At 71.2% G+C, this 25,329-nt stretch carries 26 protein-coding genes and 1 pseudogene; 12 read left to right on the top strand and 15 right to left on the bottom strand.

Translation table 11 applies throughout. The features are described 5' to 3' along the window. Positions 1-8: 8 nt before the first annotated feature. Positions 9-587 (bottom strand): DUF3043 domain-containing protein, encoded by a 579-nt coding sequence (locus tag AC1DUE_RS11480; RefSeq protein WP_477039546.1) that lies wholly within the window; start codon positions 585-587, stop codon positions 9-11. Between the two features lie 32 nt (positions 588-619). Here AC1DUE_RS11480 and AC1DUE_RS11475 point away from each other — a divergent pair, with 32 nt between their 5' ends. Beyond that, the gene (locus tag AC1DUE_RS11475; RefSeq protein WP_477039545.1) at positions 620-1,981 is read left to right on the top strand and encodes a M20/M25/M40 family metallo-hydrolase; all 1,362 of its coding nucleotides are present in this window, start codon (positions 620-622) and stop codon (positions 1,979-1,981) included. Here AC1DUE_RS11475 and AC1DUE_RS11470 read toward each other — a convergent pair. From AC1DUE_RS11470 to nadA, 4 genes are read right to left on the bottom strand one after another with little or no spacing between them, the layout of a single operon-like run. Beyond that, entirely contained in the window at positions 1,972-2,595 is a 624-nt protein-coding gene (locus tag AC1DUE_RS11470; protein ID WP_477039544.1) for a VOC family protein, read from the bottom strand. The two genes, AC1DUE_RS11475 and AC1DUE_RS11470, sit on opposite strands and share 10 nt — an antisense overlap. 26 nt (positions 2,596-2,621) lie before the next feature. After that, positions 2,622-2,945 (bottom strand): antibiotic biosynthesis monooxygenase family protein, encoded by a 324-nt coding sequence (locus AC1DUE_RS11465; protein WP_477039543.1) that lies wholly within the window; start codon positions 2,943-2,945, stop codon positions 2,622-2,624. After that, a complete protein-coding gene (locus AC1DUE_RS11460; RefSeq protein ID WP_477039542.1) occupies positions 2,942-3,541 on the bottom strand; it encodes a DJ-1/PfpI family protein in 600 nt (199 codons plus the stop codon). The genes AC1DUE_RS11465 and AC1DUE_RS11460 overlap by 4 nt, the downstream gene beginning before the upstream one ends. Position 3,542: 1 nt before the next feature. Next, positions 3,543-4,739, bottom strand: a complete 1,197-nt coding sequence (nadA, locus tag AC1DUE_RS11455) for a quinolinate synthase NadA (protein WP_477039565.1) — start codon at positions 4,737-4,739, stop codon at positions 3,543-3,545. A 65-nt stretch (positions 4,740-4,804) separates the two neighbouring features. Between nadA and AC1DUE_RS11450 the strand changes: the two genes are divergently transcribed. Both AC1DUE_RS11450 and AC1DUE_RS11445 read left to right on the top strand, forming a co-directional pair. Continuing rightward, positions 4,805-5,995 carry a glycerate kinase family protein gene (locus AC1DUE_RS11450; protein WP_477039541.1) on the top strand — a complete coding sequence of 397 codons (1,191 nt, stop codon included), beginning with the start codon at positions 4,805-4,807 and terminating at the stop codon, positions 5,993-5,995. A gap of 141 nt (positions 5,996-6,136) precedes the next feature. Beyond that, a pseudogene (locus tag AC1DUE_RS11445) lies at positions 6,137-6,451 on the top strand (HesB/IscA family protein); the annotation flags it as partial. Between the two features lie 23 nt (positions 6,452-6,474). Here AC1DUE_RS11445 and AC1DUE_RS11440 read toward each other — a convergent pair. Together AC1DUE_RS11440 and AC1DUE_RS11435 are read right to left on the bottom strand one after the other, a co-directional pair. After that, positions 6,475-6,687 carry a sulfurtransferase TusA family protein gene (locus tag AC1DUE_RS11440; protein ID WP_477039564.1) on the bottom strand — a complete coding sequence of 71 codons (213 nt, stop codon included), beginning with the start codon at positions 6,685-6,687 and terminating at the stop codon, positions 6,475-6,477. Between the two features lie 5 nt (positions 6,688-6,692). Continuing rightward, positions 6,693-7,823: a cysteine desulfurase family protein gene (locus tag AC1DUE_RS11435; protein WP_477039540.1), complete on the bottom strand. Its 1,131-nt coding sequence runs from the start codon at positions 7,821-7,823 to the stop codon at positions 6,693-6,695. A gap of 354 nt (positions 7,824-8,177) precedes the next feature. Between AC1DUE_RS11435 and ctaC the strand changes: the two genes are divergently transcribed. From ctaC to AC1DUE_RS11415, 4 genes are all read left to right on the top strand, one after another. Continuing rightward, positions 8,178-9,017 carry an aa3-type cytochrome oxidase subunit II gene (gene ctaC, locus AC1DUE_RS11430; RefSeq protein ID WP_477039539.1) on the top strand — a complete coding sequence of 280 codons (840 nt, stop codon included), beginning with the start codon at positions 8,178-8,180 and terminating at the stop codon, positions 9,015-9,017. Further along, positions 9,017-10,837, top strand: a complete 1,821-nt coding sequence (gene ctaD / locus AC1DUE_RS11425) for an aa3-type cytochrome oxidase subunit I (RefSeq protein WP_477039538.1) — start codon at positions 9,017-9,019, stop codon at positions 10,835-10,837. Before ctaC ends, ctaD begins: the two co-directional genes overlap by 1 nt. After that, the gene (locus AC1DUE_RS11420; protein ID WP_477039537.1) at positions 10,834-11,232 is read left to right on the top strand and encodes a cytochrome c oxidase subunit 4; all 399 of its coding nucleotides are present in this window, start codon (positions 10,834-10,836) and stop codon (positions 11,230-11,232) included. Before ctaD ends, AC1DUE_RS11420 begins: the two co-directional genes overlap by 4 nt. A 108-nt stretch (positions 11,233-11,340) precedes the next feature. Continuing rightward, positions 11,341-11,691 (top strand): META domain-containing protein, encoded by a 351-nt coding sequence (locus AC1DUE_RS11415; protein ID WP_477039536.1) that lies wholly within the window; start codon positions 11,341-11,343, stop codon positions 11,689-11,691. Between the two features lie 73 nt (positions 11,692-11,764). Here AC1DUE_RS11415 and AC1DUE_RS11410 read toward each other — a convergent pair whose 3' ends face one another. The 5 genes from AC1DUE_RS11410 to ctaE all read right to left on the bottom strand — a co-directional run bounded on the left by AC1DUE_RS11410 (position 11,765) and on the right by ctaE (position 16,750). Beyond that, the gene (locus tag AC1DUE_RS11410; protein WP_477039563.1) at positions 11,765-12,367 is read right to left on the bottom strand and encodes a superoxide dismutase; all 603 of its coding nucleotides are present in this window, start codon (positions 12,365-12,367) and stop codon (positions 11,765-11,767) included. Positions 12,368-12,466: 99 nt separating this feature from the next. Further along, complete coding sequence (gene qcrB, locus AC1DUE_RS11405; RefSeq protein WP_477039535.1) at positions 12,467-14,212, bottom strand: cytochrome bc1 complex cytochrome b subunit; 1,746 nt, start codon at positions 14,210-14,212, stop codon at positions 12,467-12,469. Next, positions 14,209-15,252 (bottom strand): cytochrome bc1 complex Rieske iron-sulfur subunit, encoded by a 1,044-nt coding sequence (gene qcrA / locus AC1DUE_RS11400; protein ID WP_477039534.1) that lies wholly within the window; start codon positions 15,250-15,252, stop codon positions 14,209-14,211. The genes qcrB and qcrA overlap by 4 nt, the downstream gene beginning before the upstream one ends. Next, positions 15,249-16,034, bottom strand: coding sequence for a cytochrome bc1 complex diheme cytochrome c subunit (qcrC, locus tag AC1DUE_RS11395; protein ID WP_477039533.1), 786 nt, complete (start codon positions 16,032-16,034; stop codon positions 15,249-15,251). Before qcrC ends, qcrA begins: the two co-directional genes overlap by 4 nt. Positions 16,035-16,102: 68 nt before the next feature. Next, positions 16,103-16,750 (bottom strand): aa3-type cytochrome oxidase subunit III, encoded by a 648-nt coding sequence (ctaE, locus tag AC1DUE_RS11390; protein WP_477039532.1) that lies wholly within the window; start codon positions 16,748-16,750, stop codon positions 16,103-16,105. Positions 16,751-17,061: 311 nt separating this feature from the next. Between ctaE and AC1DUE_RS11385 the strand changes: the two genes are divergently transcribed. Continuing rightward, complete coding sequence (locus AC1DUE_RS11385; RefSeq protein ID WP_477039531.1) at positions 17,062-17,490, top strand: hypothetical protein; 429 nt, start codon at positions 17,062-17,064, stop codon at positions 17,488-17,490. Then, the gene (gene trpD / locus AC1DUE_RS11380) at positions 17,487-18,533 is read left to right on the top strand and encodes an anthranilate phosphoribosyltransferase (protein WP_477039530.1); all 1,047 of its coding nucleotides are present in this window, start codon (positions 17,487-17,489) and stop codon (positions 18,531-18,533) included. Before AC1DUE_RS11385 ends, trpD begins: the two co-directional genes overlap by 4 nt. Positions 18,534-18,561: 28 nt before the next feature. Here the strand turns inward: trpD and AC1DUE_RS11375 are convergent, their stop codons facing one another. Next, positions 18,562-18,843 (bottom strand): Lrp/AsnC family transcriptional regulator, encoded by a 282-nt coding sequence (locus AC1DUE_RS11375; protein WP_477039529.1) that lies wholly within the window; start codon positions 18,841-18,843, stop codon positions 18,562-18,564. 8 nt (positions 18,844-18,851) lie between these two features. Continuing rightward, positions 18,852-20,744: a DEDD exonuclease domain-containing protein gene (locus AC1DUE_RS11370; RefSeq protein WP_477039528.1), complete on the bottom strand. Its 1,893-nt coding sequence runs from the start codon at positions 20,742-20,744 to the stop codon at positions 18,852-18,854. A gap of 77 nt (positions 20,745-20,821) precedes the next feature. On the opposite strand from AC1DUE_RS11370, the gene AC1DUE_RS11365 reads away from it, so the two are divergent. Together AC1DUE_RS11365 and AC1DUE_RS11360 are read left to right on the top strand one after the other, a co-directional pair. Then, positions 20,822-22,117, top strand: coding sequence for an NYN domain-containing protein (locus tag AC1DUE_RS11365; protein WP_477039527.1), 1,296 nt, complete (start codon positions 20,822-20,824; stop codon positions 22,115-22,117). 35 nt (positions 22,118-22,152) lie between these two features. Beyond that, positions 22,153-22,365, top strand: coding sequence for a hypothetical protein (locus tag AC1DUE_RS11360; RefSeq protein ID WP_477039526.1), 213 nt, complete (start codon positions 22,153-22,155; stop codon positions 22,363-22,365). A gap of 3 nt (positions 22,366-22,368) precedes the next feature. On the opposite strand, the gene AC1DUE_RS11355 is transcribed toward AC1DUE_RS11360, so the two are convergent. Next, the gene (locus AC1DUE_RS11355; protein WP_477039525.1) at positions 22,369-24,183 is read right to left on the bottom strand and encodes an AMP-dependent synthetase/ligase; all 1,815 of its coding nucleotides are present in this window, start codon (positions 24,181-24,183) and stop codon (positions 22,369-22,371) included. 200 nt (positions 24,184-24,383) lie between these two features. On the opposite strand from AC1DUE_RS11355, the gene AC1DUE_RS11350 reads away from it, so the two are divergent. Next, positions 24,384-25,328 (top strand): ROK family glucokinase, encoded by a 945-nt coding sequence (locus AC1DUE_RS11350; protein WP_477039524.1) that lies wholly within the window; start codon positions 24,384-24,386, stop codon positions 25,326-25,328. The last annotated feature ends 1 nt before the right edge of the window (position 25,329 follow it).

Here is a 25,329-nt window from a genome sequence, read left to right as displayed (position 1 = left end):
CCTCGACCCTAGCTGGGGTACTGACCCCTCTTGACCTGCGGCCGGGGCAGGCGGGAGCGACGGATCTGCAGCGCCCGGACGACGGTGTAGAACGGCGCACCCTTGAGCGGGACGTCGTCGCCGAACTTGGCCTTCAGGCGCTTCTTCACGCTGCGCCACAGGATGAACGCGTCGACCGAGAACAGGAGCATGTACGCGTAGAGCGCCAGGATCGCGCCGCTGGCGATCGCCTGGTTGTTCTGGAACGCGAGCTGCACGACGATCAGCAGGACGGCCACCGGCAGGACGAACTCGCCCAGGTTGAAGCGCGCGTCGACGTAGTCGCGCATGTACCGGCGCTGCGGGCCGCGGTCCTTGACCGGCATGTGCTTCTCGTCGCCGGACTGCATCGCCTGGTACTCGAGATTGCGCTGCTTCTTGCGGGCGTCGGCCTGCGCGCGACCCGCGCCCTTGCGGTCGGAGCTGACCAGCGGGCGCTTGTTGGCCGCCTCGGCCTCCTTGCGCTTCGGCGTCGGCCGGCCCTTGCCTACGGGCTCGCTGGGGCCCTCGGAGAGGGCGGGCTGCTGGTCTTTGCTGCTACCGGGCACGGAGCAAGGGTAGTCGAGTAGCGTGCTGAGGCGTGACGGACGAGACGAGCACGAACGACAGTCGGACGCAGACCCTCCGCACGCGGACGGCGGACCAGTTCAGCGCCCTGCGCGCGGATCTCGAGGCCCTGGTCCGGATACCCAGCGTCTCCAACGCGGAGTTCGACCAGGCGCACGTCGCGGCGAGCGCGGAGGCCGTCGTCGGTCTCCTGCACGGGGTGGGTTTCGACGACGTCCAGGTGCTGCGCGTGGACGGCGGCGCCCCGGCGGTCGTCGGCCGGCGTCCGGGACCCGAGGGCGCCCCGACGGTCCTGCTCTACGCGCACCACGACGTGCAGCCGCCCGGTGAGGACTGGGACACCCCGTCCTTCGAGCCGACCGAGCGCGACGGGCGGCTCTACGGCCGGGGCGCGGCCGACGACAAGGCCGGGATCGTCGCGCACATCGGTGCTCTGCGGGTGCTGGCCGACGAGCTCGCGGTCGGCGTGACCGTCTTCGTCGAGGGGGAGGAGGAGATCGGCTCGCCGACGTTCCTGCCGTTCCTCACCGCGCACCGCGACCTGCTCGCCGCCGACGTGATCGTCGTCGCCGACTCGACCAACTGGGCCGTCGGAGTGCCCGGCCTGACCACCTCGCTGCGCGGCCTGGTCGACCTCGTCGTCGAGGTGGCCGTGCTCGACCACGCGGTGCACTCGGGGATGTTCGGGGGTGCGGTGCTCGACGCGCCCACCCTGCTCGCACGCCTCATCGCGACGCTGCACGACGACGCCGGCGACGTCGCGGTCGCAGGCCTGGTGCACGCCCCCGACCCGACCGTCGACTACGACGAGGCCGCGTTCCGCGCGGACGCGGGCGTGCTGGACGGGGTCCGTCTCGCAGGAACCGGCCCGATCACCGCCCGCCTCTGGACGCGTCCCGCGATCGGCGTCATCGGCCTCGACGCGCCCCGCGTCGCGAGCGCGTCGAACACGATCACGCCGCGGGCGTCGGCCAAGCTCTCGGTCCGGCTTGCTCCCGGCCAGGACCCGGCCGCCGCGATGGAGGCGCTGCGCACGCACCTGCTCGAGCACGCCCCCTTCGGCGCCCGCGTCACGGTCACCGACGGCGAGTCCGGCAAGCCGTTCCAGGCACCGACCGACTCGCCGGCGATGCAGGCCGCGCGGTGGGCGTTCGCGCAGTCGTGGGGGACGCAGCCCGTGGACATCGGCGTGGGCGGGTCGATCCCGTTCATCGCGGACCTGCTCGACGTGTTCCCGGACGCGTCGATCCTGGTGACGGGCGTCGAGGACCCCGACAGCCGCGCGCACGGCGCCAACGAGTCGGTGCACCTCGGCGAGCTGGCCAAGGTCGTGCTGGCCGAGGCGCTGCTGCTGGAGCGGCTCGCTCAGGGCTGACCGGGAAGCCGGTCTCGCGCTGCCGCTTCGCCGTCGCCGAGTCGCTCCTGGAGCTCGGCGATGAATGCCAGCGCGGCCTCACGGTCGTGCAGGGACGTCGTCGTGTCAGCGCGTCGCTCGGCTGCGGACAGGATCTTGAGCGCCTGGGCGGCGTCGCCCTTCGAGTCCGCGAGGACGACGGCGTTGTCGAGCGCGCGGCCCAGCGTCGTCGTCGCAGCCGTGGACCCGGAGCCCTCACCGAACACGCGGACCCAGTTCCCGCTCGGGTCGACCAGCGAGAAACCGCTGGCGCCGTCCGCGTTCGCGCGGCGGCGCGGACGCGTGATGCGTGGGAGGCCCTGGACGGGGATCTTCCCGTAGAGCCCGCGCAGGCCGTCGGCCCACTCGCGCCACAGCACCTCGGTGTCGTCCACCAGCACGAGGCACGTCGAGTGCGACTGCAGGGGGTCCCAGTCGGGCATGCCGTACACCTGCAGCTCGAGCGGCCCACGTCGAAACCCGGCACACGGGTACGGCCGGGACTGGCGGTACGTGACCTCGAAGCCCAGCGCGCCGTAGAACGCGAGCGCCTCGTCGAGGTCACCGCAGGGCAGCAGCGGGATCATGCGGGCCATCGGCCGATCCAACCACCGGGCGTGAGCTACCGATCCTGGGGCACGACCGGGACGTGGTGCTCGACCGTCGGGAACGGGTCGTAGAAGTGGTGCAGGAGCTCGCGCCACCGCTCGTACTGCGGCGACCCACGGAACCCGACCGTGTGCGCCTCCACCGAGTCCCAGCCGATCAGCAGCAGGTACGTGCCAGGGCTCTCGATGCTGCGCGAGACGTGCACGCCCCGGAAGCCCGGGACCGACTCCACGAGCGGCAGAGCGGTTGCCAGGGCCTCCTCGAACGCAGCGTGCTCACCGGGGCGGACCGGGAGGAGGGCGTGCTCGAGCACCGGAGCGGACAGCAGGTCCGTCATACCGGAGGCTGGGGGTCGTACTGGATGCCCCGCCGCACGTCGCGGGCCACGTCCACCGACTCGAGCCGCGCGACGAGGTGCAGGGCCATGTCGATCCCGGCGGACACGCCCGCCGACGTGACGAGGTCGCCGTCGTCGACGAACCGGGACTCGGTGTCCGCGAGCACGTCGGGCTCGAGCTCGAGCAGCTCGTCGAACGCCGCCCAGTGGGTGGTCGCAGGGCGCCCGCTGAGCAGACCGGCAGCCGCGTACACGAGCGCGCCGGTGCAGACGCTCGTCAGGAGCGGGGTCGTCGCGCGCATCTCGTGCACCCACGCCAGGTGCTGGGGCTCGCGCAGCAGGATCCGGGTGCCGTGGCCGCCCGGGTAGACCAGGACGTGCAGCGGCCCGAGCTCGGCCATGGAGACGTCCGGGACGAGGCGCAAGCCCTTGGCGCACCGGACCCCACCGCCGTCCACGGAGAACGTCAGCACCTCGGGGTGCAGCTCGGAGTGGTCGGCCCAGTACTTCAGCACCTCGTAGGGTCCGACGACGTCGAGCTCCTCGGCGCCGTCGAACACGAAGATCCCGACCCGCAGGCCGTTCCCCGTGGACACCTCAGTACCCGGGCAGGGCGAGCATCTGGTCGAGAGCGACGCGTGCCCAGTGCGCGACGTCGGCGTCCACGACGATCTGGTTCACCGACCGCCCGGCGAGCAGCGACTCCATGGCCCAGACGAGGTGCGGCAGGTCGATGCGGTTCATGGTCGAGCAGAAGCAGACCGTGGAGTCGAGGTAGTGGATGTTCTTGTCCGGGTGCGCCGCCGCGATCCGCCGGACCAGGTTCAGCTCGGTGCCGATCGCCCAGGAGCTCCCCGGGGCCGCGGCGTCGAGCGCCTTGATGATGTACTCCGTCGAGCCCACCATGTCCGCGGCCGTGACCACCTCGTGCTTGCACTCGGGGTGCACCAGCACGGTCACGTCGTGGACGGCCGCCCGGATGTCGGTGACGTTGCGCTCGGAGAACCGGCCGTGCACCGAGCAGTGCCCGCGCCACAGGATCATCCGCGCGTTCTTCAGCTGCTCCGTGGTCAGCCCGCCGCCCGGCTTGCGGGGGTCGAACACCACGCAGTCGTCGAGCGAGAGGCCCAGCTGCAGCACCGCCGTGTTGCGGCCGAGGTGCTGGTCGGGCATGAAGAGCACCTTGCCCGTGCCCTCGAGGCCGCCGACCTGGTCGAACGCCCAGCGCAGCGCGACGTGCGCGTTCGACGACGTGCAGATCGTCCCGCCGTGGCGCCCGGTGAACGCCTTGATGGCCGCCGTCGAGTTCATGTAGGTGACGGGGACCGTGCCGTCGGCGATCCCGGCGTCGGCGAGCACGTCCCACGCGTCCTCGACCTGGTCGATCGCCGCCATGTCCGCCATGGAGCAGCCGGCCGCCAGGTCGGGGAGGATCACCTGCTGGTGGTCGGAGGTCAGGATGTCGGCCGACTCGGCCATGAAGTGCACGCCGCAGAAGATGATGAACTCGGCCTCGGGCCGCGCGGCGGCCTCGCGGGCGAGCTTGAAGGAGTCGCCCGTGACGTCGGCGAAGTCGATGACCTCGTCGCGCTGGTAGTGGTGGCCGAGCACGAACGCGCGGGTGCCCAGTGCTGCGCGGGCCACGCGGGCCCGTTCGACGAGGTCCGGGTCGCTGGCTGCGGGAAGGTCGCCGACGCACTCGACGCCGCGCTCGGAGGCGAGGTCGATGCCGCGCCCCAGCAGCAGCAGCGCCGACGGAGCCGGCTCGGAGAAGGTGCTTCGATCCGTGGTCACGCTCACGCGCCGATCCTCGCACACGGACTCGTTCTTGAAAGTCGACGCCGTCCAGGCGTGCCACGATGCACGGCGTGCGCGTCCTCATCGCCCCCGACAGCTTCGGCTCGAGCCTCACGGCCGACGAGGCGAGCGACGTGATCGCCGGCGCCTGGCGTGCGGTGGCACCGAACGACGAGGTGCTGACCTGCCCGTTGTCCGACGGAGGCCCCGGTTTCGTCGCGACGCTGCACCGAGCCCTGGGCGGCTCGCTCGTGCCGGTGACGGTGACGTCGCCGGTCGGCGAGCCGACGCCCGTCGTCCTCCTCCTCGTCGGCACGACCGCCTACGTCGAGTCCGCACAGGCGATCGGGCTGCCGCTCGTGCCGGCCGACCGGCGCGACCCCGGCGTGACGACGACCAGGGGAGCGGGCGAGCTGATCGCGGCCGCGCTCGGCACGGGCGCGACCCGCGTCGTCGTCGGGCTCGGCGGCTCGGCGACGAACGACGCCGGGGCCGGTGCGCTCGTCGGGCTCGCCGACGCGCTGGGCGTCCCGGGCCTGTCGCAGGACCTCGGCCTGGGGGGCGGAGCACTGGGCGCCGTGACCGCCGACGACCTCGCCGGCCTGCGTGACCTGCGCGACCGGTTCCGTGGCGTCGAGCTGGTCGTCGCGACCGACGTCGACGTGCCGCTACTGGGACTGCAGGGCGCGAGCGCGGGCTTCGCGCCGCAGAAGGGCGCGACGCCCGAGCAGGCGCAGGAGCTCGAGCGCGCGCTGGCCGACTTCGCGCACGCGGCGACCGCGGCGCTCGGCGACGCGGTCCGCCCGGACCTGCTGGCAGGCGCCCGCGCCACGTCCGCGACGACCCGGCTGACCACCACGCCCGGAGCCGGCGCAGCGGGCGGCCTGGGCTTCGGGCTCGCCCTCCTGGGAGGTCGGCTGGTGCCCGGGTCCGGCTTCGTCGCCGAGGCGGTCGGGCTCGACGGGCGCATCGCGGCTGCGGACGTCGTCGTGACCGGAGAGGGCCGGTTCGACTGGCAGTCGCTGCACGGCAAGGCGGCGAGCGAGGTGGCGGCTCGGGCCCTCGCGCACGGTGTGCCGACCATCGTGCTCGCCGGGGAGGTGCTGGTGGGTCGTCGCGAGCTGTCGGCCGCCGGGATCACGGCGGCGTACGCGGTCGCGGAGACGCCCGACGCGGTCCGCGCGGCGCTGGCCGCACCGGCCGAGACGCTCGCCGCCCGCGCCACGCGGATCGCCCGAACCTGGTCCCGCTGACCTGAATCGCCGTGCGACGCATCGCACACCGAAGTTTGCGCGGGAGGGTCGTACCCTGGAGGGGAACAACTCGGAGCCCGGTGCTGTTGCGGATCGACAGACAGACGCGAGCACCGTCCCGTGAGCCCACTGGAGAGACATATGAGCGAGACCACGCAGACCACCACGCACGGCGTCCTCCTCACCGACGTCGCCGCCGGAAAGGTCCGCAGCCTCCTGGAGCAGGAAGGCCGCGACGACCTGCGTCTCCGTGTCGCCGTCCAGCCCGGTGGCTGCTCCGGCCTGATCTACCAGCTGTACTTCGACGAGCGTCAGCTCGACGGCGACGCCGTGAAGGACTACGACGGCGTCGAGGTCATCGTGGACCGCATGAGCGTCCCGTACCTCGAGGGCGCGACGATCGACTTCGCGGACACGATCGAGAAGCAGGGCTTCACCATCGACAACCCGAACGCCCCGGCGGATGCCGGGGCCCTTTCTCATGCCTGCGTGCGGACGGTCAGTGCGTGGACGCCGTCCTGCTCGGTCGACCCCACCATGACGTGCCCGCGCATCCGAGCCCAGGCCGGCACGTCGTGCACGGCTGCCGGGTCCGTGGCCAGCACGGTGAGCGTGCTGCCGACCGGGGCGTCCTTCGCGGCGCGCGCGAGCCTGATGACCGGCGCGGGGCAGCGCAGCCCACGGGCGTCCACGACGATCACAGCGAGCCGACCCCCCACGCCTCCCGCACACCGGCGACGATCCCCGGCAGCTCGTCGAGGAACCGGTCCACGTCCGCCGACCGCGTGCCGCGCGGCAGGGCGAGCCGGATGTTGCCGTGCGTGAGCGCCCCCATCGCGGCCAGCACGTGGCTGGGCTCCAGCGCGCTCGACGTGCAGGCCGACCCCGAGCCGACCGCGAACCCGCGGGCGTCCAGCGCGCCGAGCAGCGCCTCGCCCTCGACGTAGAGGCACGAGAACGTCAGGACGTGGGGGAGCCGGTCCACGGGGTCGCCGACCACGTCGACGTCCGGGACCTCAGCGGCCACCCGGGTGCGGACCCGGTCGATCAGCGCCCTGCGGTCGTCGGCCGCCGCCGACGCGACCTGGAGCGCGACCGCGGCGGCCAGTGCGGCGGGCACGCTCACGCCGCCCGGGAACCAGCGGTCCTCGTCCTCGGGCCAGTCGGGGGAGCGACGCACGCCAGAGCGGGTGACCAGCACCCCGATCCCGGCCGGACCGCCCCAGTCGCCCGCGTCCGCGGCAAGCAGGTCCCACGCCTCGCCCACGTCGACGTGGCCCAGGCTCGCGCCCGCGTCCATGAGCAGCGGGACGCCCGCGGCGTGTGCGGCCTCGCGCACGGCGTCGACGGGCTGCAGCGTGCCCACCTCGCCGTTCGCGTGCTGCAGGGCCGCCAGGGCCACCCCGGGCCGTCCGACGGCATCGACGAACGCGGACGGGTCGACCCGCCCGGTCGCGTCGACCGGCACGGTGACGCGGGTGCCCGCGAAGTCGGCGGCGTTCAGGACGGCTGCGCGCTCGACCGCCCCGACGACGACGTCGGACCCGGAGCGTCGTCGGCCGCGGGCCACCGACCGGACGGCCCCGTGCAGCGTCGCGGTGTGCGACGGGGCGAGGTCGACGTCCTGCGTCCGGGCGCGGACGACGGCGGCGATCGCCTCCCGCGCGCCGTCGAGGAGCATGCGGGCGCGCCGACCCTCGGCGTGGAGCCGACGCGGGTCCGCCCAGCCCTGGTCGAGGGCCTCGAGGAACGCCGACCGCGCCTCGGGGAGCAGCGGGGCGCGCCCGCCGGCGTCGAGGACGACACGCCCGCCAGTGGCGTCGGTCACAGCAGAGGTGTCACGGGGCCCGGTGGTCTCGGGCTCGCCATCTGTGCTCACGCACGCACCGTAACCCCGAGACGCCCGTGACCAGGCGGGAGAGGATCCCCCTGGGCAGCCCGTCGACGGGTGCCGCGGCACCGTCCCGAGGAGCGGGACGTGACCGACGTGGTGCTGACACGGCGTCGTCAACACTCGTCGTCAGCACGAAACGCGCGGCCCGGGGCGCTAGGCTGCACCAGTCGAGGACGAAGGTCCCGGACGACGCCCCCAGCACCGCGGGAGCGCCCGTCGGGACGCGAGTGAGAGGTCCCCCCGTTGCACCCGGACACCCCCCGTCGCAAGCGGCGGCCAGCGCTGGTCATGGCTGGTCTGCTTGCCGTCGTCGTCGTCGCCCTCAGCGGTTGTTCCGCCGAGGTGCAGCGCGGCTGGCTCCCTGGCTCGTCTGAGAACGAGATCACCAACCAGACCGGCCGGGTCACCAGCCTCTGGGTCGGCTCCTGGATCGCGGCCCTCGTCGTCGGCGTCATCACGTGGGGCCTGATCCTGTGGTGCGTCACGGTCTACCGGAAGCGCAAGGCGGACGACACCCTGCCGGTGCAGCTCCGGTACCACGTGCCGCTCGAGATCATGTACGTGATCCTGCCGATCATCATGGTCGGGGTGCTCTTCTACTACACGAACCGCGACACCGAGGCGATCATCGACACCTCGGCCGAGACCCAGAACCATGTCCAGGTCATCGGCAAGCAGTGGAGCTGGGACTTCAACTACCTCGACGACGACGCGTACGAGACCGGCCAGCACGCCCAGGACGTCGGCAGCGCCGGCACCGGTGTGCTCCGCGACCAGGTCACCCTGTGGCTGCCGGTCGACGAGTCCGTCGAGTTCACGCTCAACTCGCGCGACGTCATCCACTCGTTCTGGGTGCCCGCGTTCCTCATGAAGATGGACATGATCCCCGGCAAGACGAACTCGTTCCAGGTCACGCCGAAGGTCGTCGGCGAGTACCTCGGCAAGTGCGCCGAGCTCTGCGGCGAGTACCACTCGTCGATGCTGTTCAACGTCAAGGTCGTGACTCGCGAGGACTACGACGCGCACATCGCGCAGCTGAAGGAGAACGGCCAGGAGGGCTCGCTCGGACTCGAGTACAGCCGCCTGCAGGACACCGCGCCCGACGCGGCGAAGGAAGGCGAGAACTGATGGCCGCCGTCGCGGAGCACATCCCCGGACTGGCGCCGTCGCGCCAGACGCTCGGCCGCACGGTGATCAAGTGGATCACCTCCACCGACCACAAGACCATCGGGTACCTGTACCTGATCACGTCGTTCGTCTGGTTCGCGATCGGTGGCACGCTCGCGCTGCTCATCCGCGCCGAGCTCTTCGACCCGGGCATGCAGGTGTTCCAGTCGAAGGAGCAGTACAACCAGGCGTTCACCATGCACGGCACGATCATGCTGCTGCTGTTCGCCACGCCCCTGTTCGCGGGCTTCGCCAACGTGATCATGCCGCTGCAGATCGGCGCGCCCGACGTGGCGTTCCCGCGGCTGAACATGCTCGCGTACTGGTTCTTCTTCTTCGGCGGCACGATCGCCGGCGCCGGCTTCTTCACGCCGCAGGGTGCCGCGTCGTTCGGCTGGTTCGCGTACGCGCCGCTGTCCAACACCGTGTACTCACCGGGGCTCGGGGGAGACCTCTGGGTCTTCGGACTGGCCCTCGCCGGGTTCGGCACGATCCTGGGTGCCGTCAACTTCATCACCACGATCGTCACCATGCGTGCGCCCGGCATGACGATGTTCCGCATGCCGATCTTCACCTGGAACACCCTGGTGACGTCGCTGCTGGTGCTCATGGCGTTCCCGCCGCTGGCCGCCGCGCTGTTCGCGCTCGGCGCCGACCGCCGGTTCGGTGCGCAGGTGTTCAACCCCGAGAACGGCGGCGCCATCCTCTGGCAGCACCTGTTCTGGTTCTTCGGGCACCCCGAGGTCTACATCATCGCGCTGCCGTTCTTCGGCATCATCACCGAGATCCTGCCGGTCTTCAGCCGCAAGCCGATCTTCGGCTACCGCGGCCTGGTGTACGCCACGATCGCGATCGCTGCCCTGTCGGTGACCGTGTGGGCGCACCACATGTACGTCACCGGCTCGGTCCTGCTGCCGTTCTTCGCGTTCATGACGATGCTCATCGCCGTGCCCACCGGTGTGAAGTTCTTCAACTGGATCGGCACGATGTGGCGGGGCAAGCTCACGTTCGAGACACCCATGCTCTGGACCATCGGCTTCCTCATCACGTTCCTCTTCGGCGGCCTGACGGGCATCATCCTGTCCAGCCCGGCGCTCGACTTCTCGCTGTCGGACTCGTACTTCGTCGTCGCGCACTTCCACTACGTCGTGTTCGGCACGGTCGTCTTCGCGATGTTCGCCGGCTTCTACTTCTGGTGGCCGAAGATGACCGGCCGGATGCTCGACGAGCGCCTCGGCAAGGTCCACTTCTGGATGCTGTTCGTCGGCTTCCACACCACGTTCCTGATCCAGCACTGGCTGGGCGTCATGGGCATGCCCCGCCGGTACGCGGACTACTCGCCCGACGACGGCTTCACGGTGATGAACCAGGTCTCGACCATCGGTGCGGTCATCCTCGCCGCGTCGACGCTGCCCTTCCTCTGGAACGTCTACACCACGTGGCGCAACGCACCGCTGGTGACGGTCGACGACCCGTGGGGCTACGGGGCCTCGCTCGAGTGGGCGACCAGCTGCCCGCCGCCGCGGCACAACTTCACGTCGCTGCCGCGCATCCGCTCGGAGCGTCCGGCATTCGACCTGCACCACCCCGAGGTCGCCGCCATGGACTTCGTCGAGCCCGATCCCGGTCCGCTGGACTGGGAGGCGGACCGGCGCGGTGAGACGTCGCTCGGCGTCGAGCGCGTCGTGAACGGCACTGGCGAGCCCGAGCAGTCGACCGCGACGATCGTCGAGGAACGGCCTGCCACCGAGACCAGCACGGACGGGGAGGACGAGAAGTGAAGCTCGAGACCAAGCTCTTCCTCTACGGGGTGCTGTTCTTCGTCCCCATCGGCCTGATCTACGCCTGGTGGAGCGGCGGCGAGGCCGTCGGCACGGTCGGCATCCCGCTCGTCGGCGGGCTCGTGGGCATGATCGGCGCCTACTTCGCGCTGCTGGGCCGCCGGATCGACGAGCGTCCCGAGGACGACCCGAACGGTGAGATCGAGCAGGGCGCAGGCGACCAGGGCGTGTACAGCCCCTGGAGCTGGTGGCCGCTGGTCCTCGGCGTCGCCGCCGCGATCACGTTCGCCGGTCTGGCCGTCGGATTCTGGATGTCGTACATCGGCATCGTGCTCGGCATCATCGGCCTGGTGGGCTGGGTCTTCGAGTTCTCGCGGGGACAGCACGCCCACTGACGTCTGACCACGGGGTTTCCACCCCTGTGAGCAGGCATTTCACACTGCTAGCGTCCTGGCATGAGGAATCCTCGCGCGTTAGTGGTTCGAACGATCATCCTCGTCGCAGTGGCAGGGGCGGCACTGACCGCCTGTTCCAGCGACGACTCCTCCGGATCTGCACCCTCGAAGAGCGACATCACGGGTGAGTGGGCAGAGCCGGACTCCAAGCCGCCGGTCGATCTCGAGTTCCTGGCGGACGGCTCCGTCAGCGGGACCGACGGGTGCAACCAGATGAACGGCACCTGGAAGCTCGACGGCTCCGACATCGAGTTCGGCCCGTTCTCCGCGACGATGATGGCGTGCGAGGACGTGGACACGTGGCTCTCAGGAGCGGCGAAGGCGACGGTCGACGGTGACACCATGACGATCCTCGACGACAAGGGCAAGGACATCGGGACGCTCGAGAAGCAGTCCTGACGCACGAACTGCCAAGGGCCCGCACTCGACGACGAGTGCGGGCCCTCAGGCGTTCTGCGGGGCGTACAGGCGGTCAGACGGCCACGATCAGGCCGGCCGTCTGGGTGCGCGCGCGGTCGAAGCGAGCAGCGGCGTCGGCCCAGCTGACGATGTTCCACCACGCCTTGACGTAGTCCGCCTTCACGTTCACGTAGTCCAGGTAGAAGGCGTGCTCCCACATGTCGAGCACGACCACCGGGACGAGGCCGAGCGCGATGTTGCTCTGCTGGTCGTACAGCTGCACGATCACGAGCTTCTGGCCGATGGAGTCCCACGCGAGGATCGACCAGCCGGAACCCTGGATGCCGAGCGCGTTCGCGGCGAAGTGCTTCTGGAACGCCTCGAACGAGCCGAAGAACTCGTCGATCGCGGCGCCGAGCTCGCCGGTCGGCTTGTCGCCGCCCTCGGGGGAGAGGTTCTGCCAGAACACCGAGTGGTTGACGTGCCCGCCCAGGTTGAAGGCGAGGTTCTTCTCGTGGAGGTTCACCGCGGCGAAGTCGTCGGCCGCGCGGGCGGCAGCGAGCTTCTCGAGCGCCGTGTTGGCGCCGGCGACGTAGGCCGCGTGGTGCTTGTCATGGTGCAGCTCCATGATGCGCCCCGAGATGTGCGGCTCGAGCGCCGCGTAGTCGTAGGGCAGATCCGGAACCCCCCCCCCCCCCCCCCCCCCCCCCCCCCCCCCCCCCCCCCCCCCCCCCCCCCCCCCCCCCCCCACTCTTCGGACAACTGTTGCTCAGGATCAGCGATTCCGCCCGTCAGGGGCCGTCTCATCCTTCGGATCGACCAGGTGCTGGCCACCGCCGACGGTGCCCGCCCCGGCCCCGGTCAGCTCGGCCGGACCGTGAGCGGCGCTCTCGATCGAGTCGTGCTCGCCGTGGGAGTGCGCGGCGACGAGCTCGGCGGGTGTCACGGGCTCGATGCGGTCCTCGTAGAACGTCTCCGAGAGCCGCTGCCGCATGCGGTCGAGCCGGTAGCCCTTGCGACGCACGCCGCGCGAGTCCTCGGCCGGCTCGATCTCCAGCGGCCGCGTGTTGTCGTGCTGGACGCGCAACCACCGCTCGTGCTGGTCGAGGGGCTTGTGGACCTCGATGTACTCGCCGTTGGCGAACCGGACGATGCGACCGGTCTCGTGGCCGTGCAGGACCAGCTCGCGGTCCTTGCGCTGCAGGCCGAGGCAGATGCGCTTGGTGATCCAGAACGCGAACCACGGACCCAGGAAGATCAATGCGCGGAACCCCCACGTGATGTCGTTGATCGACAGGTGGAAGTGCGTTGCGATGAGGTCGTTCGAACCGGCGAGGATGAGGATGAAGAACGCGGTCAGCAGCGAGGCGCCGAACGCAGTACGGAACGGCCGGTTGCGCGGCCGGTCGAGCACGTGGTGCTCCTTGTGGTCGCCCGTCGCGAATGCCTCGATGAACGGGTACAGGGCGAGCGCCGTGAACAGGATGCCCGGGATCACCATCGCCGGGATGATCACGTTCAGCGAGAGCGTGTACTGACCTATGACGACCTCGGCGAAGCCGGGCATCAGGCGCAGCGACCCCTCGAGGAACAGCATGTACCAGTCCGGTTGAGCGCCCGCGGAGACGATGGACGGATCGAACGGGCCGTAGTTCCAGACCGGGTTGATCGTCATGGTCGCCGCCATGAGCGCGATGACGCCGAACACGAGGAAGAAGTAGCCGCCGGCCTTCGCCACGTAGATCGGGAAGAGCGGGTAGCCGACGACGTTCTTGTTCGACCGACCCGAGCCCGGGTACTGCGTGTGCTTGTGCAGCACGACGAAGAACAGGTGCAGCCCGATGAGCGCGAGGATGATCCCGGGAATCAGGAGGATGTGCACCGTGAACATGCGCGGGATCAGCACGTCACCGGGGAACTCGCCGCCGAACAGGAAGTACGACGTGTAGCTGCCGATGATCGGGATGGCCCGCACCACACCGTCGGTGATCCGCAGACCGTTGCCGGAGAGCACGTCGTCGGGGAGCGAGTAGCCCGTGAAGCCTGCGGCGAGCCCGAGGATCATCAGCGTGAAGCCGACCACCCAGTTGACCTCGCGCGGCTTGCGGAACGCGCCCGTGAAGAAGACGCGCATCATGTGCGTGACGATCGAGGCCATGAAGATCAGCGCGGCCCAGTGGTGGATCTGCCGCATCAGCAGTCCGCCGCGGACCTCGAAGGAAAGCCTCAGCGTCGAGGCGAAGGCCTCGGACATGTGCTGCCCCTGCAGGGCCACCCACGGTCCGTCGTACACGACCTCGTTCATGCTCGGCACGAAGAAGAGCGTGAGGAAGACGCCCGAGATCAGGATCGTGATGAAGCTGTAGAGCGCGATCTCACCGAGCAGGAACGACCAGTGGTCGGGGAAGATCTTGCGCGCGAAGACCTTGACCGCGGTACCGATGCCGGTGCGCTGGTCGAGGTAGTCCGCCGTGCCTGCGGCGATCTTCTCGACCGGGGAGGGGGTCGATGTCGTGGTCACGTAAGACGCTCCCAGAAGCTCGGGCCGACGGGCTCATTGAAGTCGCTCTGAGCGATCAGATAGCCCTCGTCATCAACGGTGATCGGCAGCTGCGGCAGGGGCCGCTTCGCCGGTCCGAACACGACCTTCGCTCCGTCCGACACGTCGAAGGTCGACTGGTGGCACGGGCACAGGAGGTGGTGGGTCTGCTGCTCGTACAGCGCGACCGGACAGCCTACGTGAGTACAGATCTTCGAGTATGCGACGATCCCGTTATAGGACCAACTTTTCTTCTCTTCGGATTCTTTGAGATCCTCAGGATTGAGTCGGACCATCAGGACGATGGACTTGGCCTTCTCGTCGAGCGGGTGCGCCTCTTCGTCGAGCTTGTCCGGCTGGACGTGGAACACCGACCCGACGGTCACGTCCGCGGCCTTGATCGGCCGTCCGCTCGGGTCCGTCGTGAGACGGGTGCCCTTCTTCCACATCGTGTACTTGAACTTGCTGACGTTCCAGTCGTCGCCGACGTTGCCGACGATCGGCACGATGATCGCGAGCGGGAAGAGCGCGAGCGCGCCGATCATCGTGCCCTGGAGCAGTCCGCGGCGGCCGATCGCCGAGTCGGCGGCGCCCTCCTTGAGCACCTCGACGGCGGCTTCACGAGTCTCGTCGGAGCTGCGCTGCTCGTGCCGCTCCTCGGCCTTCTCGTGGTCGTTCATCAGGGCCTTGGCCCAGTGGACCGCGGCGATGCCGATGCCGAGCAGCGACACCGCGAGCCCGATACCGAGCAGGAAGTTCGACAGCCGCATCGACTCGGGCGTCTCGCCCGGGGGAATGGCGAAGTACGCGACGAGGAAGCCGATGGTCGCGATGACCGACAGGACGAAGAAGAAGACGACCTGGCGCTCGGCCTTCTTGTTCGCCTTCGGGTCGTTGTCGCCCATCCGGTCGTGGTGCTCCGGGTGGCCCGGGTCCTCGAACCGCTCGGGGTAGGTCCCGTCCTCGCGCAGCACCAGCGAGTTGTCGGTCGTGGCCTCGGGGGCCGGGTCGTGGATGCTCACGAGGACTTGGCTCCGATCCAGACCGCTGCGCCGATGAGCAGGCCGAGTCCGACCACCCACGCCCAGAGGCCTTCGCTGACGGGTCCGAGGGCACCGAGGGTCAGGCCGCCCGGGGACGCGCCACCCTGCTGGTCGATGAACGCGATCACGTCGCGCTTCTCCTCGGGCGTGATGTTCGCGTCGTTGAACACGGGCATCGACTGCGGGCCGGTGAGCATGGCCTCGTAGATGTGCGTCGGCGTGGTGTCCCACAGCTTCGGCGCGAACTTGCCCTGCGAGAGGGCGCCGCCGGCGCCGACCGCGTTGTGGCACATCGCGCAGTTGGTGCGGAAGATCGCCATGCCGTTGGACGCGTTGCCGAGCGCCGGGTCGACCATCTCCGCGGTCGGGATGGCGGGGCCGTCACCGAGCGAGGCCACGAACGCGGCGAGCTGGTTGATCTGCTCCTGCTCGAACTGGACCGGCTTGGCCTCGATCTGCGGGCCGTTCATCTGGGCCGGCATGCGGCCCGTGCCCACCTGGAAGTCCACTGCTGCGGCGCCGACGCCGATCAGCGACGGTCCGCTCGCGGTGCCGGCCGCCGAGGGTCCGTGGCACGTGGCGCAGTTGGCCTGGAACAGCTTCTCACCGGTCGCGATGTCACTGGCGTCGGCCTTCACGGTCGTCGCCCTGGCCGACGTCGGTGCCAGCACCGCGTACAGCCCACCGGTGAGCAGCAGCGCCAGCAGGAGCAGCACGATCGGCGCACGCCGATCCTGCCTGCGGGCTGCGAGTGCCTTCACGGATCGATCCTCGTCTCGCACGTTGGGGGATGGGATTCAGTTGTGGCGGGCGACGAGGCCCGCCCCTGCTACTTGAGCAGGTAGATCATGGCGAACAGCGCGATCCAGACCACGTCGACGAAGTGCCAGTAGTAGGAGACCACGATGCCGGTGGTCGCCTCGTGGTGACCGAACCGCTTGGCCGTGAACGACCGGCCGAGCAGGAAGATGAAGGCGATGAGACCGCCGAGGACGTGCAGACCGTGGAAGCCGGTCGTCAGGTAGAAGACCGAGCCGTACGGGCTGGACGAGAGGGTCAGGCCCTCGCGCACCAGGTTCGCGTACTCGTAGATCTGCCCCGACACGAAGACCGCGCCCATCAGGTACGTCAGCGTCATCCACTCGTTCATGCCCCAGCGGCGCGCGTTCAGCAGCGAGCCGCTGCGCACCGGCTGGAATCGCTCGGCGGCGAACACCCCGGCCTGGCAGGTCACCGACGACAGCACCAGGACGATCGTGTTGGCCGTCGCGAACGGGATGTTCAGCTTCGCGGTCCAGAACGCCCACTCCTCGGGAGCGGCGGACCGCAGCGTGAAGTACATGGCGAAGAGGCCGGCGAAGAACATGAGCTCGCTGGCCAGCCACACGATGGTCCCTACCGACACGGGGTTCGGTCGGTTGACGCTCACGTGGGGGCTGGTGCGGGGGGCAGCCGTTGCGGTCGACACGTTGGCCATTATGGCCGAACCCGCCCCGCCATGGGTCATTGGAGCTGCGGAGCGTCGACGGGTAAATGTCACACCGTCAGGATCGGCGCCCGCGCGCGCGAGGAGCAGCACCCTGTCGGCCGCACGATCACGCGGCAGACCGCCGTTCGCGCAGGCCGTCCACGACCGGTCGCGCCGCAGGTCGGACCGTCGACGGACCGGCGCGTCGCGGACCCCGTGCTATGGGTCCCGACGACGAGTTTGTGTTGCTCCTCACCGCCTCGCCGCGACCCGTGCCAAGATTCCCCTCGGACGCACGTCGACGATGAGTGAGGACCTCCATGAGCACGGGCCAGCCCGAGAACGCAGCCGCCCTCCCGGCACCGCGGATCCTGCTGTACAGCGACGACGTCGACGCGCGCGAGCAGGTGCGGCTGGCGGTCGGACGACGTCTTCGTCGGGGCGCGCCGGACATCGAGTGGGTCGAGGTCGCGACGGCTGCGGCGGTCATCTCGAGCACCGAGGCCGGCGGCCTGGACCTGCTGATCCTCGACGGTGAGGCCGACAAGGTCGGTGGGATGGGCCTGGCCCGCCAGCTCAAGGACGAGATCTACCGGTGCCCCCCGGTCCTGGTGCTCACCGGTCGACCGCAGGACGCCTGGCTGGCCTCGTGGTCCAACGCCGAGGCGGTCGTCAGCCGCCCGCTCGACCCGGTCGAGCTGCACGCGGCCGTCGCGGCGCTCGTCGAGGCGCGGGCCGTCGCCCGATGACCGACGCTCCGACCTGGTCGGACCTGTTCGCCACGCTCGTCGCCCGGCAGGACCTCACGTCCGAGCAGACCGCCTGGGCGATGAGCGAGATCATGAGCGGCGAGGCGTCGACGCCGAAGGTCGCCGCGTTCCTCATCGCCCTGAAGACCAAGGGCGAGAGCGTCACCGAGCTCACCGGCCTCGCCGACACGATGCTCCAGCACGCGGTGCGGATCACCGTGCCGGGTCGGACCATCGACATCGTGGGCACCGGTGGCGACCGGTCGCACACGGTCAACATCTCGACCATGTCCGCCCTCGTCGTGGCCGGCGCCGGGCTCACCGTGGTCAAGCACGGCAACCGGGCCGCCTCGTCGTCGTCCGGCTCGGCCGACGTGCTCGAGGCGCTCGGGATCCGGCTCGACCACGCGCCCGCCCGCGTCGCCGAGCTGGCGACCGAGGTCGGCATCACCTTCTGCTTCGCCCAGGTGTTCCACCCGTCGTTCCGGCACACGGCACCCGCGCGCAGCGAGCTCGGCATCGGGACCGCCTTCAACTTCCTCGGCCCGCTGACCAACCCGGCGCAGCCGCGGTCCGCGGCGATCGGTGTCGCCGACGCCCGGATGGCCCCGCTCATGGCGGGCGTCCTGGCGGGTCGGGGCGCCAGCGCGCTCGTCTTCCGCGGCGAGGACGGGCTCGACGAGATCGCCCCCACCGGCCCGACGAAGATCTGGGAGGTCCGCGACGGCCTCGTCGACGAGTCGGTCGTGGACTGGGCAGACCTCGGTGTCGCCCGGATCGAGCTCGCGTCGCTGCGGGGTGCGAAGGCCGACTACAACGCCGACGTCGCCCGCCGGCTCCTCGGCGGCGAGCAGGGGCCGGTGCGCGAGACCGTCGTGCTCAACACCGCGGCCGCGCTCGTCGCCGACGGGACGCTTCCGGGCACCAGTGACGGGTCGCTGACCGAGCGGCTGCTCGCGGGCGCCGGGCACGCGCGGGAGGCCCTGGACAGTGGCCGGGCGGCCGACGTGCTGGCCCGCTGGCGGGCGGCCAGCGCCGCCTAGTCGGTCACCGAGGTCAGACCGGGACGCGTCAGTCCTCGAGCCCGAGACTGAACGCCTGCTCCAGGTCGTGCTGGCTGTACGTCCGGAACGCGATGTAGGTCTGGGTCCGCAGGACGCCCTCGACCTTGCTGATCTTGTCGGCGATCACGTCGGCGAGGTCGTCGTGCTCGCGGACGCGGACCATGGCGACGAGGTCGACCTCGCCGGTGACGGAGTAGACCTCGCTGACGCCCGAGATGTCGGCGATCGCGGCCGCGACCTCCGGGATCCGTGCGGCGTCCGAGTCGATGAGCACGATGGCGGTGAGCATGGTCGCCATCATGCCGTGCGGGGCCGCCGGACGCCGGTGGGCAGCACCTGCGCGTCGGCGTCGTCGAGCTCGCCGGTCAGGACGACCGGCGGCCGGTCGCCGAGCGCCTCCGCCGGGTGGAGCCGGAGCTGTCCCAGGGCCTCGCGCGGGCGGAGCACGGTCGCGACGGCCGCGGCCGGGTCGCGCAGCCGCAGGGCCGAGCGCACGGGATAGGCCCAGATGCTCGCGACCTCGACGAGCCGCACGCCGGGCTGGTCGAGCCAGGTGAGCACGAGGTCGGTCTCCTCGGGGTGCGCCGCCGGCGCGGGAGCGACCGGTGCCTCGACGTGCTCGCCCGACGCCTGCAGGGTCGCGATCGCGGGTCGGGGGTCGGTGCGCCGGTCGACGCGGGCGGKGCCCGCGAGCCGGCCGTACCGGACGAGCACGAGCTCCCAGCCGCCGTCCTCCGTCCTGCGCGCGGCGACCAGCTCGGGGCACGCGGACACCGGCGCGAACCGCTGCGCGCGCGACGCTCCTCGCAGGAACGCGCCCAGGCGGTCGCGCACGGTGCCCGCCTCCTCGAACCGCTCCTGGTCCACGAGCGTGTCGATGCGGTCCGCGTGGGCGCCGACCACCGCGTCGGCGTCGGCGAGCATCGCGTGCCGGACCGCCGCGACGACCGCCGCGTAGTCGGGGGCGTCCCCGATGCAGGGCGCACCGCACCGACCCATCTCGGCGAGCACGCAGGCCGACGAGCCGGCTGGCGCGACCAGCGGCAGGCGCCGGGTGCACTGCCGGATCGGGAACGTCTCGTGCAGCGCGTCGAGGGCGAGCTGGGCGGTCTTGGCCGACGCGAACGGCCCGATGTACGTCGCACCGTCGTCGGCCTTGACCTCGCGCACGACGGACAGCCGCGGGTAGGGCTCGGACGTCAGCCGGACCCAGGGCATGCGCTCCGGGAAGCGGGACCGGCGGTTGTACCGGGGGGAGTGGGCCGCGATGAGCCGGAGCTCGCGCACGCGTGCCTCGAGCGGCGTCGCGCACGGGATCGGGTCGACGCGGTGCGCGACGCGCACCATCTCGATCATGCGGCTGCGCTTCTCCGCCGACGTGAAGTAGCTGCGCACGCGCTGCCGCAGGGACGTCGTGGACGTGCCGACGTAGAGGATCTCCTCGCCCGGCCCGCGGAAGAGGTACACGCCGGGGGAGTCCGGCAGGCCGTCCGCGAGGGTCCGCTTGCGGCGGACGTCCTGCGGGACCGGGTCGGTCGCCGTGGCGAGGTCCTCGAGGTGCGTGATGCCGAGCGGCGCCAGGCGACCCAGGAGCGCGTGCAGCACGTCGACGGTGGCCTGCGCGTCCGAGAGCGCCCGGTGGTTGGGCGTGACGGTCGCGTGGAACAGGGCCGCGAGCGAGGAGAGCTTGTGGTTCGGAGCCTCGTCGCGCGTGACCACCCGGCGCGCCAGACGCACCGTGTCGAGCACCTTGTTGCCCGGCCATGCGTGCCCCGTCCTGGCGGCGGCCGCCTTGAGGAAACCGATGTCGAACGGCGCGTTGTGCGCGACGAGCACGGCCCCGCGCGAGAACTCCAGGAAGCTGGGCAGCACCTCCTCGATGGGCGGAGCGCCGATGAGCATGGTGGTCGTGATGCCGGTCAGCACCTGGATGAACGGCGGGACCGGCCCGCCGGGGTCGACCAGCGTCTGGAACTCGCCGAGCACCTCCCCGCCCCGCACCTTGACCGCACCGATCTCGGTGATCGCACAGTCGGCGGGCGTCCCGCCCGTCGTCTCAAGGTCCACGACGACGAACGTCACGTCCGACAGCGGTGTGCCGAGGTCCTCGAGGGTGGGCTGGTGCGGCCGCGCGTCCGGCGCCGGGGTGGCGTCCGCCCACACGGGGCGTAGGCGGCGGACGGACGACATGGGGCGGACGCTACCCACGGTCACCGACACGACCGCCGCGCCGCACCGGAGGCCCGGCGTCCGCCTAGGGTGCTGGCATGACCGGCACCGACCTCGAGGACGCCGCAGGCGCGCCCGCCGACCGGTCCGACGTCCCGCCGACCGTGCGCTCCGCGCTCGTCCAGGCGGCCTCCGACGCGCTCGGCACGTTCGAGCCCGTCGAGGTGCCTGCGTCCCTGCGCGCCGTGCACCGGTTCGCTCCGCGTCGCCGCGCCTCCGCGGGGGCCGGCCCTTTGTGGACCGCGCTCCAGCAGGAGGACGTCTTCCGCAAGGGCGTCGCGCGCGTCTGGGCGCAGGCGAACCCCGCGCTCGCCGCGCAGGTCGTCGACGAGCACCCGGAACCGTCGCCGCAGGCGGCCGCGGGGGCGTGGCTGCTCGGGGTGCCCGGCTGGCGGAGCCTCGTGCCCCCCGAGGCCTCAGGGGCCGATGCCGAGCTTCCTCAGCTCCGGGCGAGCCTGGCGAAGGCGCAGGCGGAGACCGAACGCGTGCGCGCCGACCTGGCGACCGCGACGCAGGACGGGCGGGCGGCGCAGGAGCAGCTCACGAGCCTCCAGCGCGAGCTGCGCCGGCTGCGCTCGGACGCCGACCGCGCGCGCAGCGAGGGTCGTCGCGCCGCCGACGAGGCGCAGGCGGTGCTCGACGCCGCCGTGCAGGCCCAGGCCCAGGCGGCTCAGGACCTGCAGGCGGCGCACGACGAGCGGCGTGCGTCATCGGCGGAGCGGACCGCCGCACGCGCGGAGCTGCGCGCCGCCCGCAAGCTCGCCGACGCACGGGTCCGGCTCCTCCTGGACACGATCGTCGACGCCGCGAGCGGCCTGCGTTCCGAGCTGGCCCTGCCGCCCGCGGGCGACAAGCCGGCCGACCTCGTCGGCCCGGGCGTGGAACAGGCCGCGGCCCGACCCAGCTCTCGCGGTCGATCGATCGACGACCCCGCCCTGCTCGAGGAGCTGCTCCGCCAGCCGTGGGCGCACCTGCTCGTCGACGGCTACAACGTCTCCAAGACGGGCTTCGGCGACCTCACGCTCGCCGAGCAGCGGCGCCGCCTGGTCGACGGGCTCGCGGGGGTGGCGGCGCGTACCGGCGCCGAGGTGACCGTGTGCTTCGACGGGCAGGAGGGCCAGGGCGCGACCGGCGGCCACGCCCGGGGGGTCCGCGTCCTGTTCGCCGTCGGGGAGATCGCCGACGACCTCATCCGCCGGCTCGTGCACGCCGAGCCGCCCGGACGCGTGCTCGTCGTCGTGACGAGCGACCAGGAGATCGTGCGGGACGTCGAGGCCGCCGGCGCGTGGGTGGTCCCGTCCCGCACGCTCGTCGCGCGGATCCAGCACCTCTGAGGTGACTGTCGGTGGTCGTCGCTAGCGTCCGGCGCATGATCATCGACTGCGACACCTGCACCCAGCGCGGCGCCGCGTGCGCGGACTGCGTCGTGACGTTCCTGACCATCCCCGTGCGCACGCGGTCGCCCGCAGAGCCGGCTCGGGCCCCCGTGCCCGCGGAGCTCGACGCCGGCGAGCGGCGAGCCATCGAGGTGCTCGCCGCCTCCGGCCTGGTGCCGCCCCTGCGGATGGTGAAGGCGATCTGACCCTCAGTCGGACGCCGACGTCGCGTAGAGCGCGTCCACCTCGCCGGCGAAGTCCTTGAGCACCTGCGCGCGGCGGATGCTGAGCTTCGGGGTGAGGTAGCCGTTCGCGATCGTGAGGTCGTCGGCGAGGATGCGGTACTTGCGCACCGACTCGGCCCGCGAGACGGCCTTGTTGGCCTTCTCGACGGCGAGGTCGAGCGAGGCCAGGACGTCGGGGTCCTTGGCCGCCTCGGCGACGCTCATCTCGGGCTTGCCGTGCGCCGTGAGCCACCCGGGAACGCCCTCGGGGTCCAGCGTGATCAGCGCGCCGATGAACGGACGCTGGTCGCCCACCACGACGACCTGGCTGATCAGCGGGTGCGCCCGGAGCCGGTCCTCGAGCACCGCCGGGGCGACGTTCTTGCCGCCAGCAGTGACGATGATCTCCTTCTTGCGACCCGTGATCCGCAGGTAGCCCTCGTCGTCGAGGGAGCCGAGGTCGCCCGTGCGGAACCAGCCGTCCACCAGCGACTCCTGCGTCGCCGCGTCGTTCGCGTGGTAGCCGCGGAACACCGGGATGCCCTTGACCTCGATCTCGCCGTCCTCGGCGATCCGGATGGAGGTTCCGGGCATCGGGATGCCGACCGTGCCGATCTTGGTGCCCTTGCCGGGGCGGTTGACGGTCGCGGGCGCGGTCGTCTCGGTCAGGCCGTAGCCCTCGAGGACGTTGAGCCCGAGCCCGCGGTAGAAGTGACCCAGCCGCTCGCCCAGGGGGGCTCCGCCGGAGATGGCGTACTTCGCGTTCCCGCCGAGCGCCGCGCGCAGGCGCTTGAGCACGAGGACGTCGGCGACCTTGTGCTGGAGCTTGAGCCAGGCGCTCGGTCCCCGCGGCGTGTCCAGCGCACGCGAGTAGACGATCGACGTCTTCGCGGCCCGCTGGAAGATCGCGCTCTTCCCGCCCGCGGCGGCCTTCTGCTCGGCCGAGTTGTACACCTTCTCGAACACGCGGGGCACGGCGAGGATGAACGAGGGCCGGAACGAGGCCAGGTCCTCGATCAGCGTGGTCGTGTCGGGCGTGTGCCCGAGGACTGCACCCGCGGGGATGCAGAGCACCTCGATGAAGCGGGCGAAGACGTGGGCCAGCGGCATGAACAGCAGCGTGCGCGCACCGGGCTCGCCGACCACCTCGTACAGGTCGGCGACCGTGTTCACCGTCAGCTCGTAGAAGTTGCCGTGCGTGAGCTCGACACCCTTGGGCCGGCCCGTGGTGCCGGACGTGTAGATGACCGTGGCGACGTCGGACAGCCCGGCCAGGCCGCGGCGGCGGGCGATCTCCTCGTCGGACACCGAGTCGGCGCCGGCCACGATCGTGTCGATGGCGCCCTCGTCGAGCAGGAGCACCTCGCGCAGGGTCGGGGCGTCCGCCCGGACCTCCTCGACCGTGGCGGCGTGGGCGGCGGTCTCGACGACCAGGAGCGACACGTCGGCGTCGGTCAGGATCCACAGGACCTGCTCGGCCGAGGACGTCTCGTACAGCGGCACGGGGACGGCACCGGCCGCCCAGACGGCCCAGTCGAGCAGCGACCACTCGTAGCGCGTGTGCGACATGATCCCGACGCGGTCGCCCGGCTCGACGCCACGGGCGACGAGCCCCTTGGCGACGGCGACGATCTCGGCGTCGAACTCCTGGGCGGTGAGCGGGATCCAGGGCCCGCCCTTCTGCGTCTTGTGCTCGACGACGACGCGGTCCGGGGTTCCCGTGACGCGCTCGGCAAGAAGGTCGTTCAGGTTGTTCGAGGGGTCGACCTCGAGACGCAGAGGAGTTCGGAACTCGTCCATGCTGGCTCCAGTGACAGTGGCGAAGTGTGCGACGAGGATACGGGACGCGCGCGGCCATCCGGGCAGGTTGGGTACGCTGCGCGTCGCGGTCCCGGACGTCGGTCGGACGGGGTGCGCGCCGACCCACGGCGGCGGCTAGCGTGGGGGACCGCACCGGACGGTCGCGAGCAGAGTACGAGCGCGTAGGAGCACACGGGAACATGCACGCCATCGGTGTGGACATCGGCGGGACGAAGATCGCGGCAGGAGTCGTCGACGAGGACGGCGAGATCCTGGCGCAGACCCGACGCGACACCTCTCCCGACGACGCGGCCGGGATCGACAAGGCCATCGCGGACGTCTACGCCGAGCTCAGCCAGTCCTACGAGGTCAACGCGATGGGTCTGGCCGCCGCCGGATTCGTCTCCGCCGACCGTTCGTCGGTGCTGTTCGCCCCGAACATCGCCTGGCGCGACTACCCGCTGCGCGACCGCGTGGCAGCGCTCCTGGACGACGACGTGACGATCGTCGTCGAGAACGACGCCAACGCCGCCGGCTGGGCCGAGTTCCGGTACGGAGCGGGGCGTGACGTCGACGACATGCTCATGCTCACCGTGGGCACCGGCCTCGGTGGAGCGATCGTCACCGACGGCAAGCTCGTGCGCGGTGCGTGGGGCGTGGCGGCCGAGATCGGCCACATGCGTGTCGTCCCCGGTGGGCACTACTGCGGCTGCGGCCACGAGGGCTGCTGGGAGCAGTACGCCTCGGGGAGCGCGCTCGTGCGCGACGCCCAGGCCACGATCATCATCCAGCCCGACCGCGCGACGCGGCTGCTCGAGCTCGCCGGCGGGGACGTCGACCGTCTCACCGGTCCGCAGATCACCCAGGCGGCCCAGGACGGCGACCCGCTCGCCGTCGAGCTGCTCGCGGAGCTCGGCCGGTGGGTCGGCGAGGGCGCGGCGTCCGCCACGGCCCTGCTGGACCCGGCGCTGATCGTCGTCGGCGGCGGTGTGGCTGCCGCGGGCGACCTGCTGCTCGCCCCGGCGCGTCGGGGTTTCGCCGAGCAGCTCTCCGCCCGGGGGCACCGTCCGGAGGCGGCGCTCGTCGTGGCCTCGATGGGCAACGACGCCGGCATGGTCGGCGCGGCGGACCTTGCGCGGGTCTGAC

The sequence above is a fragment of the Cellulomonas sp. P4_A2 genome, from assembly GCF_056402515.1.
The sequence above is the reverse complement of the archived record's forward strand: the minus strand, read 5'-3'. Positions and strand labels throughout refer to the sequence as shown.